The sequence below is a fragment of the Lwoffella lincolnii genome (assembly GCF_037201985.1).
GTDB classification, from domain to species: domain Bacteria; phylum Pseudomonadota; class Gammaproteobacteria; order Pseudomonadales; family Moraxellaceae; genus Psychrobacter; species Psychrobacter lincolnii.
In genome coordinates this window covers 1,409,296-1,425,661 of record NZ_CP147511.1, presented here as the reverse complement: position 1 = coordinate 1,425,661, position 16,366 = coordinate 1,409,296, and the positions used below count along the sequence as shown (strand labels likewise).

Annotated in this window: 12 protein-coding genes; 5 read left to right on the top strand and 7 right to left on the bottom strand. The window is 43.5% G+C overall.

The features are described from left to right. Positions 1-5: 5 nt before the first annotated feature. From WDM69_RS06395 to WDM69_RS06370, 6 genes are all read right to left on the bottom strand, one after another. Positions 6-1,451 (bottom strand): cell division protein ZipA C-terminal FtsZ-binding domain-containing protein, encoded by a 1,446-nt coding sequence (locus WDM69_RS06395; RefSeq protein ID WP_338755151.1) that lies wholly within the window; start codon positions 1,449-1,451, stop codon positions 6-8. 252 nt (positions 1,452-1,703) lie between these two features. Beyond that, a complete protein-coding gene (locus WDM69_RS06390; protein WP_338755150.1) occupies positions 1,704-5,732 on the bottom strand; it encodes an AAA family ATPase in 4,029 nt (1,342 codons plus the stop codon). A gap of 135 nt (positions 5,733-5,867) precedes the next feature. After that, on the bottom strand, positions 5,868-6,527 hold the full coding sequence (locus WDM69_RS06385; protein WP_338755149.1) for a C39 family peptidase: 660 nt from the start codon (positions 6,525-6,527) through the stop codon (positions 5,868-5,870). 9 nt (positions 6,528-6,536) lie between these two features. Next, the gene (locus tag WDM69_RS06380) at positions 6,537-7,493 is read right to left on the bottom strand and encodes a hypothetical protein (RefSeq protein WP_338755148.1); all 957 of its coding nucleotides are present in this window, start codon (positions 7,491-7,493) and stop codon (positions 6,537-6,539) included. A gap of 418 nt (positions 7,494-7,911) precedes the next feature. Next, the gene (locus WDM69_RS06375; protein ID WP_066891645.1) at positions 7,912-8,385 is read right to left on the bottom strand and encodes a hypothetical protein; all 474 of its coding nucleotides are present in this window, start codon (positions 8,383-8,385) and stop codon (positions 7,912-7,914) included. A gap of 410 nt (positions 8,386-8,795) precedes the next feature. Beyond that, entirely contained in the window at positions 8,796-9,602 is an 807-nt protein-coding gene (locus WDM69_RS06370) for a sulfite exporter TauE/SafE family protein (protein ID WP_078306879.1), read from the bottom strand. Positions 9,603-9,841: 239 nt separating this feature from the next. On the opposite strand from WDM69_RS06370, the gene WDM69_RS06365 reads away from it, so the two are divergent. From WDM69_RS06365 to WDM69_RS06355, 3 genes are all read left to right on the top strand, one after another. Further along, positions 9,842-10,483: a carbonic anhydrase gene (locus WDM69_RS06365; protein WP_078306878.1), complete on the top strand. Its 642-nt coding sequence runs from the start codon at positions 9,842-9,844 to the stop codon at positions 10,481-10,483. A gap of 233 nt (positions 10,484-10,716) precedes the next feature. Beyond that, on the top strand, positions 10,717-11,211 hold the full coding sequence (gene gloA, locus WDM69_RS06360; protein WP_422393275.1) for a lactoylglutathione lyase: 495 nt from the start codon (positions 10,717-10,719) through the stop codon (positions 11,209-11,211). A 13-nt stretch (positions 11,212-11,224) separates the two neighbouring features. Next, a complete protein-coding gene (locus tag WDM69_RS06355) occupies positions 11,225-12,151 on the top strand; it encodes a mechanosensitive ion channel family protein (protein WP_338755146.1) in 927 nt (308 codons plus the stop codon). A 34-nt stretch (positions 12,152-12,185) separates the two neighbouring features. Here WDM69_RS06355 and ribA read toward each other — a convergent pair whose 3' ends face one another. Continuing rightward, positions 12,186-12,791 carry a GTP cyclohydrolase II gene (gene ribA, locus WDM69_RS06350; RefSeq protein WP_338755897.1) on the bottom strand — a complete coding sequence of 202 codons (606 nt, stop codon included), beginning with the start codon at positions 12,789-12,791 and terminating at the stop codon, positions 12,186-12,188. A 349-nt stretch (positions 12,792-13,140) separates the two neighbouring features. Between ribA and WDM69_RS06345 the strand changes: the two genes are divergently transcribed. Next, positions 13,141-15,360, top strand: coding sequence for a 1-deoxy-D-xylulose-5-phosphate synthase (locus WDM69_RS06345; RefSeq protein ID WP_078307085.1), 2,220 nt, complete (start codon positions 13,141-13,143; stop codon positions 15,358-15,360). Positions 15,361-15,503: 143 nt separating this feature from the next. Further along, complete coding sequence (locus WDM69_RS06340; protein WP_078306874.1) at positions 15,504-16,331, top strand: inositol monophosphatase family protein; 828 nt, start codon at positions 15,504-15,506, stop codon at positions 16,329-16,331. Positions 16,332-16,366: the final 35 nt, after the last annotated feature.

Here is a 16,366-nt window from a genome sequence, read left to right as displayed (position 1 = left end):
TATTTTTATGGGTTTTCTAACTCTTCGATATCTTGTAACTGTGAACGCAAGCTAATCTTGTATTCTTTGGTCATCATCTCACCATGCTCATCAACCACGTAACCGCCAAGCTCTCGTGCCAATAGATTGGCAATGCTCATCATGCTATCAAAGCCTTGGAGAATCTTGGGGTGTGGTAAGGATAAAAACAGCACCACGCCTTTGAGCTGGGTATGAGGCAACTCGTTTAAATCAAATGGCTCAACCCCATTCACCGTTAATGCCATCATACTAAACCACAAAATACCCGTACCGTCTTTATTTTGATAACGGTGGAACATGTTCATTGTACCAAACTTAAAGCCAAACTTATCCACTAAATTAAGCAGCGTCCGCCCCCGAAAAAATCCAAACTCATGGACAGGTAATATGCTGATGTTTAAATTGCCTGATGCGTTAGTTAAGGGGCTGTCTTGCTCTGTGGCGTTATTTTGTGCCAAATGCTCATTAAGCATCGGACTGGCTTCTACAAACTCAGGAACAGAAGCGGTCTGTATGTTTGTCTGATGTTTTTTTGTGGCAGGTGCTACGTGTGCTTGTGTGTCTGAGCTGTGCTGTTGTGTTTGTGGTAACTCTTGTTCATGTTCATCTAAATCTAAAGTTTTTGATGTGTAGACCACGTCATATAAATCACCTGTGATGGGCTGATTGTCTACAGATTGACTGTTTATGGACTGATTGTTGTCAGTATTGATATGGACCTCATCAAACAAGGCATCATCATCAAACTCAATGTCCACCCCTTCATCATGAATGTCATCATTAAATGACGTGTTCAATGATGCGTTACTAAGCGTGTGATTAGGCGTGTCATTAAAGAGAGTGTCATTAAAGGGAGTGTTAAAGGGGGTGTTGTGTTGGCTAAAACGCATTGTTTGTTCATGATACGCTGATGATTGGTGATAGGGGCGGTGTTGTTCTGTGCCATGATTGACTGTTAGCCAGTCATCTGCATCATCATCAATATTAAGAAAATTGGGTTCAATGTGCGTTTCATTTTCAATTTCTTCACTTGCATTGTTGACTTGGGTGGTTAGCCAGTCATCATCTGAAGGCTGTTTGTTTTGAGTTGAAAGCTCTGTCTTGTGATGAAAAGATGCGGCATTATCAGTGTCTATGGCGTTTATGCTATCGTTATTTGGGGTTGGTTGATGTTGGTTGTTGTGATGGGGTGGTACATTCGGTTGGTCATCAGAGATGTTATCTGTATCATGGTGTGTCAGCTGGCGTAAATGACGTGGAATGATGGGAATGCCATCTTTATCATGCACATCATCATGCTCATCTTGGTCATACGTCTCATTCGATAGAGTGGCTTTGGGCTTGTCTTGTATGCCTTTAATAAACAGATATAACCCAAGTAGCATCATCGATAGGGGTAAAGCGATGATAAGACAGTTTTCGATGTTCATGAAAATTCCTTAAAGTTAAAAGCTTCCCCAATCTGATAAAGTTTGTGGTATGGCAACCACCATGGTCATTTTTTGCTGATAGGGATTAAATCCTTTTATTTTAGCATGGCTTGACCTTTATCGTCATCACATCATCGCTTAGATGTTGCTTGGACAGTGAAGCAATCCATGAAGCAATCAATAAAACAATCAATAAAACAATCAATAAAACAATCAATAAAACAATCATTAAACTGGCTAATGTGTTTTGATTTAAAGTTCGTATGCAAGATGGTATTCGGCTTCATCTAAATTGACATTCACCAAAGTGGAGATGCCTGCATTGGGCATGGTGATGCCTTTGAGTTCATTGGCAATTTGCATGGACAGCTTGTTATGGCTGATAAAGATAAACTGCACTTCATGTGCCATCTCGTTAATTAAGCTTGTAAAACGTTCGACATTGGCATCATCAAGGGGAGCATCGACTTCATCTAACACACAAAAAGGAGCAGGGTGTTGTTTAAAGATGGCAAATATCAGGCTTAAGGCAGTCAGCGTTTTTTCACCACCAGAGAGTACCGCCAATCGGCTATTGCGTTTGCCTTTAGGCTGTGCCATCAGCTCAAGCCCTGCCCGCCATGCGTCCGATGCGGATAGTCCATCTTCATTCACCAAGCTTAAGCTGGCTTGCCCACCCCCAAACATGTTGGCAAACAGGTTATTTAAATCATCATTGACCGCTGTTAATGTTTGTAAAAATAACTGTTTGGTTTTGTCATCAATGGTGCTGATGGCATCGGTGAGTGTGTCAATACTGGCAAGAATGTCATCTGTTTGCTTGGTTAAAGGGGTAAGGCGTTCGGTGATGGCATCAAGTTCGGCTTTGGCTGCCATGTTCACCGCCCCTAGGCGACCCAGCTGGATTTGTAGGCTTTGGTAGTCTTGTTGTAGCCGTTGTTGTTTGGCGTGGTTATCGGCATTGTCAATTTTGCGGTTATGAGCGATGAAGTCCGCTAATAATGATGACGCACTCACGCCTGTGTTTAATAAATTGGCATGCTCATCTACTCGAGTGGTGGCATCGTTTAGGCGTTCTTTGGCAATGGCAAGTTCGGTGGTGCAGGTGGCAAGATACACATTGCTGTCATTTAATTGTTGCTGGGCATGGGTGCTGGCATCTTTTAAGCTTTGGTATTGCCGTTGTTGTTCTGTGAGCTGATGCTGATGTTCTTCCAGTTCAATTTTGCTGTGAGCAATGTCAGATTGTTGTTTTGTTAACAGAGCATCAAGTTTTACTAACTGTTGCTTGAGTTGATGTTGCTCACTTTGTTGTTGATGAATGCGTTTGTTGGTATGTTCGCTTTGGGTATGTAACTGTTTACTTTGCTCATGCAGATGCTCCAATTGCATGACCAGCTGTTGTTTGGCTAAGCTGGCTTGCTGTTGTGCTTGGGTCAGTTCATTGAGTGTGGTGTGGAGGTGGTCTTTTTGTGTTTGCAGTTGTTGTCTGGTGTTGTCCAGTTGTTTAATGGCAGTGAGATGACGGTGTCGCTGTTGTGTTAGCTCAATATTTTTAGCGTCTAGCTGGGCTTGATGCTGTTGCTGTTCGGTAAAGTCGGCATCGAGTTGATTTTTTTCTTGGTTTAGGCGGCGGTGGTCGTTTTGTAGTCGACGCTGTTCACCTTGCCACATGGCAAGGTCATTTTTGGCTTGCATGTGGTCGGTTTTTAGATTTGCCAGTTGTGCTGTCCACTCTTCAAGGGTGATTTGCCCGTCTTTATGGCGAGAAGTGAATTGTTTGTGGATTTTGGTTTGTTGGTTGATGTCGCTTTGTATGTCGGTCAGCATCTTTTCTAGCTGTGCTAACCGTTGCCTTTGGGCATGACGTTCCTTTAAAAAGTGAGCACCCCTGCCGTCTTGTCCCAATTTTGATAAATGAATGATGCCAAATTGACCGATGAGCCAACCTGTGTCTGTGCAGAGAGTGAATGGTTGATTTGATGACAAGATTTGTGATAGCAAGGTGATGATGGTATTGGTTGTTGATGTTTGCAGGTTTTCATGTTGTTCACGGTGTGGCTGTTCACCGATGCAACAATAATACCAGCCAGATAAGGCGGTTAGCGTTGGGGTTTTGATGAGTGTGTCTATTGCCCATAACGGCAGTTGGTGTGCATCAGCCAAAGTGGTAAGCAGTTTGGATTTTTTGTCATGGGTGGCTAATGTGTTTGCTTTGGTTGCTATTTGAGTGTCATTTTGAGTGTCATTTGCCCCATTTATTCCGTCTACTTGAGCCAAATTTTTTTGCTGTGTTGGTTGAGTATTGAGCAATGCTGTCATTTGACTGTTCGGACTGGATTGGCTGATTAGTGTTGCCAATATTTGCATGTCAAGGTTATTGATTGATGGCTGTGGCACAGTGTGGGTTAAAGCGTTTGGCAAATTTAACACAATGGCATCTAACCATAATGCCAACCATTGATCCAATCCGTCAGCATGCGCTAAACCCAGTTCGGTTAATTCAACACATTGGCCAAGTTGTTGATGTGATGACCGTTGTTGCCAATGATGCCAAAGGGTACTGATGTCGTGATGACCAGCGGTTTTAGGTGATGTTTGTTTTTTGGCTGATGATTGAACATGGTTTGGTTTATCCGAGTGCAAGATAGGCTTGGGGTGAAGAAGGGCATATAAGGTGTGATACTCACTGTCTAACATGGCATGGCGTTTTTCTAAGCTTATCAGTACTTGATGTTGCTCAGTAAGCTGTCGAGTATGTTGTTGTTGTTCGTGTTGGGCTTGTTGGTATTTTATTTCTAATTCATCTAACTGCTGTTCATAACGGCTAATCAGAGTGTGTTGCTTATCGATTTTTTGTTTAAGTAAGTCAAGCAAATGGGTTTGAGCAGTGTCGCTATTATCTTGCTCATCTTGGTTATCTTGATTATTTAGGGTCAATGCTTCTTTGGGTATGCCCAAGATTTTTAATGTGGTGGGTGTTGTCAATGCTTGCCAAGATTGTTGCCATTGATGGTGTTGTTGTTGCCATTTGCTCTTAGTGTGGCTAAGTTGCTTCAATGCCTGTTCATTAACGGCAAGCTGTTTGTCCACATTGTTAAGCTTTTGTTGTTCTTGTTCATGGGCGTGTTGAGCATCTTGCCATGCTTGTTTTAAGGGGGCAAGCTGGTTTTTTAGCTCGGTAATTTGTTGTTGATGTTTGCTTTGAGTGGGGTCAATCGCTTCAAGCTGTTGCTGTTTTTGTTGTCGTTCAACAGTGAGCTTGGCAAGGGTGTTTGTAAGATGCTGTTGACGATGATGATGTTGCTCGATGTTGTTACTGAGTTGATTTTGCTTGTCAAGTAAGATTTGATGCTGATGCTTAGTTTGTTGTTCTTGCATTTGTTGTTCATGCAAGGTATTACGTTTGTCATCTTTTAGCCATTGTTGTTCGGCAATGCGTTCATTTAATTTATCAACTTTTTGGCTAAGTGTGGCCAGCACATCTTGTTGTTGTTTGGCTTGGTGGCTTAGGGTTTGGTACTGTTTGGTCAGGGTTTGTTCATTTTGCTTGGCGGCATACAGTTGAGCGATGGCAAGTTGCCCTTCAATTTGGCTCATCTCGTTTTTGATGGCTTGATATTTTTGAGCGGTTTTGGCTTGATGGCTTAGGGTTTTGTGTTGTTTTTGTAGCTCACATTGTAAGTCATTTAGCCTGTCAAGATTTTCTTGGGCTTTTTGCAATTTTTTATGGGTTTCTTCCCGTCTGGCTTGATAACGTGATACGCCAGCGGCCTCTTCGATGAATTCTCTAAGCTGTTTGGGGCTTGAGTCCACAATCCGCCCAATCATGCCCTGTTCAATAACCGCATAACAGCCAGAGCCAAGCCCTGTGCCTAAAAATATGTCCACCACATCACGTCGGCGAGCTTTTGTGCCATTAATAAAATAGTCAGATTTGCCATCTTTGTTGACTTGTCGGCGTACAGACAACTCGTGATACAAATTAAGTTCGTGACGGATACCTGTGGTCTCATCTTGCGTATGCTCAAAGGTCAGCTCCACGCTTGCCATGCTCTTGCCAGCGTGATGTTGAGTACCAGCAAAAATCACATCACTCATTGACCCACCACGTAACTGCTTGGCAGAAGTTTCGCCCAGCACCCAGCGTATGGCATCAATCACGTTGGACTTACCACAGCCGTTTGGCCCAACAATGGCGGTAATGTCGTGCCCAAAGGTAAAGGTTGTGGCATTGGCAAAGGATTTAAAACCTGAGAGTTTTAGGGATTTTAGACGCATGGTGTGATTTTGATAATCGGATAAAGGCGGATATTATAGCAAATTTTGACAGGGTTTAGAGATGTTTTGTTTTTAACCAAATCCATCAACAAAAAAACCACCAACAAAAGACCACCACTGACACCAATGTCATGCTCACAAAAACCGCCTAAACAGCACAGGACTTTGTTTTAATAAATGCTGAGTATCATGTACGGCGGTAAAATTTTTATCACTCATCTGTTTTTGGTGATTAGTGATGGGCAGTATGAGCAACACCTTGCCTGATGTGTGATTATCGGTGGTAAGCCACAGTCTTTCAAATTGCTTGCGTGTGAGTGTGCGATTGCCCCAACTGCTGTCGGATAAATAAACATTTTGCTTGTCAATGGCTCGCACCACGCTAAAATGGTCGCTTCGTTTGTGATTGACGTAGACGATGGCAGGAATTTTTATTTTGGCAAGCGTGTCATAATCCATCGTCATACCACGAGCGGTGTAGCCGTATTTTTCACTCACGCTTGCCAAGTCTGCAAACGATGCCATCACATCATCTAATGCCATATCATCTAGGATTTGCTGTTCTGTTTTGGGGTGTTGATAAAAGTAAGTCAAGATGGTGGATAGCGATGACGCACCACATGAGTAGTCCACATCTTGCTTGGTGATTTTGCTGTCTCTACTGTCTTTCCAAGTGGCGTGCGTACCTAGCATGATGGGTTTTGGTGCGATAGGAATGACAAGGCTTTGCCCATTGGCATAAACCGATGAGCTAATAAAAGCAAGTGTGATGATGGCAACTTTGACAGATTTCATTTACAGATTTTACGGTGCAGATACAGTAGGCTCTGCTGATTTGATTTGGCGGTATTTTTGAGACAACGGCGGCGGCAACTTACCCAATTTGCTCGTCAAGCCCACAGACAATGTACTGCCACCATCGCCTGAGATGGGTGTGCGAACATTGGCGGTTAGGTTGCTTCTGGCAGTCATGGCATAGGCAAGTCCTAGGTTTAGCGTGGTTTGGGTGCTGTTATTTTCTAGCTTGCCAAGCTCGCCCTTATCCGCCCATTTATGGCGAACCCCAACCCCACCTGTCAGCGTGATGTCGGGATTGACCGCAAAGCCCACCGAGCCGTTTAGGGTTGCTGTATCACCCAAATCCACATGACCACCTGTATTGGTTTCACGTCTTGGCTGATATTGATAAGTACCCGTCAGACTAAGCACAATCGGATCATTGACCGTATAAGTGGTAAAGCCGACAAGGGCGGAGCTGGCGTTTTTGCGTTTTAGCCCTTGGGTGTTGTCATAGACAGACAACTCACCAAACACAAGGCTATCAGGGAATTTTTTATGATTTTTGGTGAGCTGATATTGGGTGCTAATACTGATGTCGTTTAGATGAGTGTCGCTTGACTTTGACAATTCCGCACCATTTTGGTGGCGTGCATTACGATAGATGGCATTCGTTTTTACGCCTATTTCTAGCTTATCGCTCACGCCATAACGCAAGCCCAGCCCTGCAATCAGGCTGTCAGTATTGGTATTACTCTCGCCGATGGACGGCATATACAGCGTGCGACCCTGCCCCAAATCCACCATCTCAAAACCCTGTGTGGCGACAGATGAACGATGATGATTATAATAGCTCAAATCAGTATCAAGTCTAAAACGGTTTTTGTCTGCCAATAGGTCATCGACTGTAAGAGGGAGGTCGGCGTGGGCGGTTAAAGAAAATGACACCAACCCAAATACAATCATAATATGTTTATACATCATTACAAAACCTACTTAATCTCAATTATAACAGAATAAGATAGCCAACATCTTAATTTAGTTTTAGTTTATTAACTGACACAATTATTTACCATATCTTATTTTATGAAATGCCAATAATCCAAAAGCAGGACATACTCCCATACAAATTAAAAATCCTATCGAATAATTACCATAAATAATTTTTGCAAATATAAAACCAATTATACATAAGAGAGCCGTAAAAAAAACAATCTTTTTAATTGATAAATTTTCTCTATTAAAGAAGAAGACTAAGCTAGGATATATTGAGAACAGAAGTATGTAGTATATAATTTCAAAAATTGTCATATCATTATTTATGTAATTGTTGGCATAAAACACTGAAAGAAAGCACATCATTCAAAAGCACTTTCTTTCTTGTAAATAATATTACGGGATGCTACTTTTTCATGGTAACAGAAACACCACTCCCCGCAAGTGCCACACCTCCACCTAGAAAAGCAGCTCTCATAGCTCCTATTGGTGTTGCAGTCAATGCTCCGCCTACTGCCCCACTACCAATCGCAGTAGCGTAACCACCCAAAGTTCTTTGAGACTGGGGTACAGCCCTTACATATGTATTAACATTAACCATGCTTCCAAATAGAGCGGCACCACCCATATACGCTAGTGGCAACGCCGCCCCCTCCGTCTCTTGCATTTCTGCAAGTGTCATGTCTGTCGCTTGTAGATTTTCTACATTATCAAAAGCAAAAGATAGGTCGGCTTGTGGGGTTGTGGCGGAAACAGTTGTTTGGGGTAATACGATTGTTTGTGTATCCACACTCGGTGTGGTATAATGAGAAGTCGTCTCTGCAAATGCAGGAGCGATGGCTACGGTAGCACTTAGTGCTAGGATTGAAAGTTTTTTCATAAGTTTTTTCCTTTTATTGATTGTGAAAAAGCATCAGTCTGATACTGATAAGCCCTAACTACACCAGATGATGATATGTCGGAGTATCATCGTTTGGTGTGGTTTTTATGTAATATGGTAATAAATACAGTTGTACCTATCAATTGTCTTTTGTTTTGATTTTACCACCAATCATCTGGATAAATATCTCTTATCCACCAAAATATCAGAGATGGTTAGGGGTAGCAAGGTTCGGACAAATATCCTTGCATCCATGAAACATTTCATAACGATAAGCTCTTCATAACAATAAGCTCTTGTTTTTGAGTAAATTTTTATTTTTTACTTCACTTCAATGATAAATATGGCGATGGATAACCACTTAATGTTACTTTAACATCAAGTGGATTGCCATGAATGTCAATGACTTTTTAAACCACACTCTTATAAATGAGCTGACAACCCACCACAATGAGCAAACAAGCAAAGGCTTTTTTAAGCGTGCCAGCAGGCAGTTTGTGGGCGATTTTTGCCCCCAGTTTGGCGGTGATGAAACTTGCCACACTGATGGCAACAAAGGCGGGTAAATGCACAAAACCGACCAAGCCTGCCACAGGCTCACTCATGTTTGCCACATGGCGATGCCCAAACACCATAAAGCCTAACGCCCCTGCGATGGCAATGGGCAGACCGCATGCCGCACTGGTGCCAACCGCTTGTTTCATGGGCAGACCTGCGTGGGTGAGGTATGGCACGTTTAGGCTACCGCCCCCAATCCCAAAAATCGCCGAAGCCATGCCAATCACACCACCTGCCACACACTGGCTAAATGGCCTGGGCAGAGGCTTGATGTTCTCATCTGCTTTTTTCATGAACATCTGTATGGACATGATGATGGCAAACACGCCAATCAAGCCCTGCAAATGCTGTCCTTTAATGAGCGTTGCCACCCACGCCCCAAACAGTGAGCCGACCACCAAACCATAGGTCAGATTTTTAAACACCTCCCATCGCACTCCGCCACGTTTGTTGTGTGCTGTCATCGAGCTGATGGAGGTGATGATGATGGTCGCCAACGCTGTCCCCACCGACACATGGGGGATAAACTCAGATGGAAAACCATACGCCCCCAAAATCCACACCAAAGCAGGCACGATAATCAAACCACCGCCCACACCAAACAAGCCAGCACACACACCAGCAAATGTCCCAGCCAAAATAAACCAAACATACAACATGATGCGATGCTTCCTAAAACACGTGTTAATAAAACGAAAACTTAAATGACAAGCGTTAATAAAGTTTAAGGCGGTAACATAGCACATTCATCAACATTCGTCATCAATCGCCCATGTGTCATTAAGTGTCATTAATTTTAGTATGCCAGTATAATAATCGGTGTCTCATTAATCTAACAACCTAACCATCATATCATTACCGCCCATCACCCACAAAAACAAAGGAAATTAATATCATCATGACTTCTCAAAACCAACAACAGCTGGGGCTGGGCAGGCAAGCACTGGCAGAACTTAAAGCAGGCAACGCGCGCTATGTTGATAGCTTAACCAATGCTCAGTACCTTGTTAAGTGTCCAGAATTGACCAAAATTCAAAATCCCAAAGCCATTATTTTGGGTTGTTCTGATGCCCGTGTCCCTGTTGAATTGATTTTTGACCAAGGGTTGGGTGATTTATTTGTTATCCGTGTGGCAGGTAACATTGTCGCACCATCACAAATCGGTTCGGTTGAGTTTGCTGTCGAAAAATTTGCCACACGACTGGTGGTGGTATTGGGGCATTCACATTGTGGGGCAGTCACTGCTTGTGTGGAAGCCTTAATCAATCCTGAGCAATATTATTCCCCTAACCTACAATCCATCGTGGACCGCATTCGCCCCAGTGTTTATAACTTACATGAGCTGGTGACTGCCACAGGCAATGATGCTGATGCCAATGAGCTGATAAAACGTTCCATTCGTGCCAATGTGCGAATGTCGGTCAGTCAGCTAAAGCATGGCTCACGCATGTTAGAGGACATGGTGGATAATGGTGATTTGTTAATTTTGGGTGCCGAATACGACCTTACCACTGGTCAGGTGAATTTTTTAGACGACTGAGGTTTTTAAAAGGCCAAAATTTTTAAAAGAATTCAAGTTTTTACAAGACCAAAAAGTGTGAATGATGGATTAACGCTTTAACTGCTTAAAATTTTAGTTTATCATGCCATCAACATTCAACACACCCAACATTCAACACACCCACTCAAAAAAGGAGAAAACCCATGAAAAGTTCTGATGCTAACCCAAGTCAAATCAACCAACCCACCCAAACCCCACAGGTGGAAGGTGTGATGCCCATTCCCACCCAAAGTGATGGTTTTATTTTTAACCACACAATGTTGCGTGTCAAAGACCCTACAGTGTCGTTGCGTTTTTATACCCAAGTATTGGGCATGACATTGTTGCATGTCAAACGTTTTGCGAACATGGGATTTGATTTGTATTTTTTGGCAAAACTTACTGAGCAAGAAAGAAACAATTTACCCAGTACTGATGAAGAATTGGCGGTTCATACCTTTCGCCAACGGGGCATTTTAGAGCTGACGCACAATTATGGCACAGAAAGTCAAGCCGATTTTGCCTATCACAGTGGCAATCAAGACCCCAAAGGTTTTGGGCATATTTGTTTTAGTGTGCCTGATTTAACCGCAGCCATTGCATGGTTTGATGAGAATGATGTCATTTATCAAAAACGCCCAGAAGATGGCAACATGAAGCACATTGCGTTTATCAAAGACCCTGATGGGTATTGGATAGAGATTGTCCAAGCAGACAAAATGAATTAGTTTGAGGTTGGTTATGCCAGTACAGCAAGCAACCCAAAACATCACTGAAAATGTGGTACAAAAAGTTGATGAATACACCACCATCGCTTCTGCTGCCAATACCATGTTTGTTGATTTCATGCAACAGTTGCCTTACTTCATTGTGGCATTGGTGGTGTTTTCGGTATTTTGGGGATTATCCTATTTTTTTAAAAAGACAGTCAACAAACTGCTGGGTTCACGTCAGGCTCATCGCAATTTAATACAAGTGTTTCAACGTGTTGGTGGGGCATTGATATTGTTTGTGGGCTTTATGGTTGCCATGGTGATTGCCGTACCGGGATTCACCCCTGCCAAATTGGTCGGGGCATTAGGGATTGGTTCGGTGGCGATTGGTTTTGCCTTTAAAGACATCTTTCAAAATTTGTTGTCTGGTATTTTGTTGTTATTGTCTGAGCCGTTTCGCATTGGTGACCAAATCATCTCAGGCAATTATGAAGGCACGGTTGAAGACATTAAGGTGCGAGCCACCACCATTAAAACTTATGATGGTAGGCAAGTGGTGATTCCTAATGCTCAACTGTACACGTCAGTGTTAACGGTCAATACCGCTTATGCTCGCCGCCGTCTGGAAGTGAGCGTGGGCATTGGTTATGAAGACAGCATTGATACCGCAGAGCAGGTGATTTTGCAAGCATTAAAAACAGCTGACAGTGTCTCAAAATTGGCAGAACCTTCTGTGATAGCGGTTGGTTTTGGTGATTCAAGCATTGATTTAAAAGTGCGCTGGTTTATTGATAATGGGGCACAAACCAACAAAGTGGCATCAACGCACGAAGTCATTAAAGCCATTAAATCTGCTTTGGACAATGCAGGGGTGAATATCCCATTCCCCATTCGCACCTTGGACATGAGCGATGATTCGGTGACCAAACTGACCAATAAATTGACAACCCAATGAATCGTCCCCAACGTGAGACACCCTTGAGTGTGGTCTATATCAGCTTTTGAAGGTCTTGCTCAATCATATGCCCCATGTGGTTGCGTTTGGTGTTAAGATAGTTGGTATTGTGTCCATTAACGCCCACCAATAATGGCACACGCTTAACCACTTCAAAACCCAACTCGTTGAGATAACTTAGCTTATCAGGGTTGTTGGTGATGAGATTGAGCCTTGTGATGCCAAGGTGTTTGAGCATGGGCAGGCACATGTCATAAGTGCGAGCATCAGCAGGCAAGCCAAGCATCAGATTGGCTTGTAAGGTGTCATGCCCTTGGTCTTGCAAGGCATAGGCACGGATTTTATTCACCAAACCAATGCCACGCCCTTCTTGACGTAAGTAGAGAATCGCTCCCATGCCATGAGCCTGTATCATCTGCATGCTGGTGTTGAGCTGTGGCCCACAATCGCATTTTAATGAAGAAAAGGCATCGCCTGTTAGGCATTCGCTATGAATGCGTATCAAGGGCAGTTTGTCATTGGCTAAGTGGTCATTGGCTAAGCGATGTTGGTCATCGTGATGAATGTGCATAGGTAGACCCACGCTTAAGATGACATGCTCTTGTTGTTGTTCGTTTTCAAACACATGAATGTCAAACATACCGTGACGAGTGGGCAGTTTGGCTTGACTGATGAATTGATAAGACACGATACCTCACAAAGTTTGAGTGATTTTTATGCCATGAGATGCTTAATTAAGCTCAATGGCATTAGGCGAGAGGATAAAAAAATGCTATTATGCCACAAATCATCAATGTTGCTTTGATAAATGTCTTTGATGAATATTTTGGTGCATTTTTTAGTTTGGCAACGGTTATTTTATGAATATAAATACGGTTATCAATAAGGCGTTTTAGCTCATCATGCACGATTATTCTGACACCAGACACGCAACTGACCAATGCCGACAGCATACGCCAGATGAACCACGTCCAACCAGTCAACGCCACATGACCCATATGCCAAAAACCTTTACCAGCATTCCCACCGAGCGTCCGCTTACCCCTTTGTTAGATACCATTGATGCCCCTGCCCATTTAAAGGGCTTGAGCATCACACAGCTGTTGCAGCTGGCAGATGAGTTGCGTGCATTTATGTTGTATTCCTCTGGCATCAGTGGTGGGCATTTTGGCGCAAATCTTGGGGTCATCGAATTGACCGTGGCTTTGCATGCCCTGCTTGATATGCCCCAAGATCAGCTGGTGTGGGACGTGGGGCATCAAGCCTATGCCCACAAAATATTGACAGGAAGACGAGACAAAATCGCCAGTATTCGCAGTCAAGATGGCTTAACCGCTTTTCCAGAGCGTGGTGAGTCGGTCTATGACAGCTTTGGTGTGGGGCATTCGTCCACCGCCATATCAGCAGGCTTGGGCATGAGTTTGGCGATGCGTCATTTGGGCAAACATGCCAAAGTGGCGTGTGTGGTGGGTGATGGGGCGATGACAGGGGGCATGGCGTTTGAAGCCATGAACGATGCTGTGCAAAATCATGCTGACTTGTTGGTGGTTCTCAATGACAATGACATGTCCATTTCACAAGCAACAGGTGGTTTTTCTAAGCATTTGGCATCGCTCTGGCAACGTGGCTTGGCAGTGGACATTGATGCTGATGGCAAGCCCATCATCACCAGTCGCAAGTTGTCAAGTGATGACCGCCGTTTTCGGCATTACCTGCACATGACCAATGATGCGATTGGTGATTTTACCAATAAGTTGCCAAAAAAACTGGGGGAGAAAATCAGCCAACAATTTGCCAAAAAATTATTGCCAACACCCAGTCAGTTTGAACGCTTACCCGAACAAATTGCCGTTAAAATTGCCCAAAATATGTTTCCTGATAACTTGTTTAAGGCGATTGGATTTGCCTATTTTGGTCCTTTTGATGGGCATGATTTGTCCACTTTGATGCGAGTGTTGGGGCGAGTCAAACAGTTATCAGGCCCCATATTGGTGCATGTGCATACCGTCAAAGGTAAAGGATTTTTGCCTGCCGAAGCTGACCCTGTGGGTTATCATGCGATTGCCAAACTGCCTAAGATGTCAGTTGTCCCATCATCGTCATCTGTCAGTCAGAATAATGGGCAAAACAAACTCACCAAACCATCACCCAAGCCCCTTAAATATTCTCAAGTCTTTGGGCAGTTTATTTGTGATAAAGCATTCATTGACAGTAAGCTGATGGCAATCACGCCAGCGATGGAAGAAGGGTCTGGCATGAGTGAATTTGCTCAGCGTTACCCCAAGCAGTTTTTTGATGTGGCGATTGCTGAGCAACATGCGGTAACTTTGGCAGCTGGCATGGCAACACAAGGCGTTAAGCCAATTGTGGCGATTTATTCCACCTTTTTACAGCGGGGTTATGACCAGTTGGTGCATGATGTGGCATTACAGAAGTTAGATGTTTTGTTTGCCATTGATAGAGCGGGATTGGTGGGTGAAGATGGAGCAACTCATGCAGGGGTGTTTGATATTGCATTTATGCGTTGTGTGCCTAATATGGTCATTGCCACCCCAAAAGATGAAAATGAATGTTATCAACTGCTTAATACTTGCTATGAATACCAAGGGGCAGCAGCGGTTCGTTATCCTCGTGGGCAAGGCTTGGGTGAGCCAATACAGCGTCCTGCAGTGTGTTATGAGATTGGCAAAAGTCAAACAGAAATGGTGCTTGAGATGGGACAAGGCACGCATGTGGTGATGTTGGCATTTGGCACGATGGTTGCCACCGCCAAACAAGTGGCACAGCAGTTGGCAGATTCATGCAATGACGACCATGATGATGACCATGATGGCGGTCATTCAATACGCAAACCAGCCAATCAGCCAATAGGCAAAATCACGGTGATAAACATGCGTTGGGTGAAGCCGTTAGACACAAAAATGTTAGATAAGCTTATCAATGACAGCCACAATCAATCCACCCATGCCATTCATGTCGTTACGTTAGAAGAACATGCGGTGATGGGTGGTGCTGGCAGTGCGGTTAATGAGTATCTATTGACGCATTCAGCGTATGGGCAGGTAAAGTCAAATTTGAGCATCAGCAATATTGGCATTCCTGACCGATTCATTCATCATGGCAGTCATGAACAACAGTTGGCACATTGTGGCTTAGATGCAATGGGCATTCAAGCTCAGATTTTACAAACTTTACCAACTTTAATATGATGAACTGCCAAAGTAATGCTCATCAACTTTCAAACATCACTCTTAAAATTGTAAATTCTTATCAATTCTTAATACAATACAATTCTTAATACAATACAATGTTATCAATGTTCAACACGCCCTAAAACAAAGAGAGAAAATTTATGGAGCCTATGGTTAAAATAGCAGCACGAGCTGCTCAACTGGTTGGTGGTGAGATATTAAAGGCTCACAATAACCGCCACAAAATCGAGCTGAACATCGAGTCAAAAGGGCTAGATGGTTTGGTTACTCGCATTGATAGATACAGTGAAGAGCTGACCATTGCCACCTTAAAGAATAACTATCCCAATCATTCATTTTTGGGAGAAGAGTTTGGCTTGCAAGAAGGCCATGGTCATGATGCCGATTGGTGTTGGGTGATTGACCCATTAGATGGCACGCATAATTTTATCCATGGTGTGCCACATTTTTGTGTGTCCATTGCTGTACAACATAAGGGCGTTACTCAACATGGTGTGGTTTATGACCCTGTGCGAGATGAGTTATTTTCAGCCAGCCGTGGCAAAGGGGCTCGTCTAAATCAACGCCGTATTCAGGTCAGTGAGCGTAAAGAGATTTCAGGTGGTTTGTTCACCACTGGGCATCCATTGGAGCGACAACAAGGTGAAGAGATTTATCCGTTCATTCACCAACATTTTAACAGCTTAGCACGCATCTGTGAGATGGGTGGTCAAGTACGTCGCTTAGGCTCAGCAGCGTTGGATTTAAGCTATGTGGCAGCAGGGCGTTTTGATGGTTATTTTGAAATGTCGTTAAAACCTTGGGACATTGCCGCAGGGGAGTTGATAGTGAATGAAGCTCGTGGTGTGGTTGTTGACCATAAAGGGGCACATCAAGCCATGCAGACAGGCTCGGTCTTTGCCTGTAACGTGAAACTATTAAAGTCGTTGATGCAGGCTGTTGTGCCTGAGTGGGGCGATGAGTTTTGATGGTTTTGATATTGTGTTAAATTGATGTGATGTCA

Coding starts and splice junctions, on each gene's coding strand:
- WDM69_RS06370 (WP_078306879.1), bottom strand. CDS start 9,602: ATGTTGTATGTTTGGTTTATTTTGGCTGGGACATTTGCTGGTGTGTGT.
- WDM69_RS06365 (WP_078306878.1), top strand. CDS start 9,842: ATGACTTCTCAAAACCAACAACAGCTGGGGCTGGGCAGGCAAGCACTG.
- WDM69_RS06380 (WP_338755148.1), bottom strand. CDS start 7,493: ATGATGTATAAACATATTATGATTGTATTTGGGTTGGTGTCATTTTCT.
- WDM69_RS06375 (WP_066891645.1), bottom strand. CDS start 8,385: ATGAAAAAACTTTCAATCCTAGCACTAAGTGCTACCGTAGCCATCGCT.
- WDM69_RS06390 (WP_338755150.1), bottom strand. CDS start 5,732: ATGCGTCTAAAATCCCTAAAACTCTCAGGTTTTAAATCCTTTGCCAAT.
- WDM69_RS06340 (WP_078306874.1), top strand. CDS start 15,504: ATGGAGCCTATGGTTAAAATAGCAGCACGAGCTGCTCAACTGGTTGGT.
- WDM69_RS06385 (WP_338755149.1), bottom strand. CDS start 6,527: ATGAAATCTGTCAAAGTTGCCATCATCACACTTGCTTTTATTAGCTCA.
- ribA (WP_338755897.1), bottom strand. CDS start 12,791: ATGTTTGACATTCATGTGTTTGAAAACGAACAACAACAAGAGCATGTC.
- WDM69_RS06345 (WP_078307085.1), top strand. CDS start 13,141: ATGACCCATATGCCAAAAACCTTTACCAGCATTCCCACCGAGCGTCCG.
- WDM69_RS06355 (WP_338755146.1), top strand. CDS start 11,225: ATGCCAGTACAGCAAGCAACCCAAAACATCACTGAAAATGTGGTACAA.
- WDM69_RS06395 (WP_338755151.1), bottom strand. CDS start 1,451: ATGAACATCGAAAACTGTCTTATCATCGCTTTACCCCTATCGATGATG.
- gloA (WP_422393275.1), top strand. CDS start 10,717: ATGCCCATTCCCACCCAAAGTGATGGTTTTATTTTTAACCACACAATG.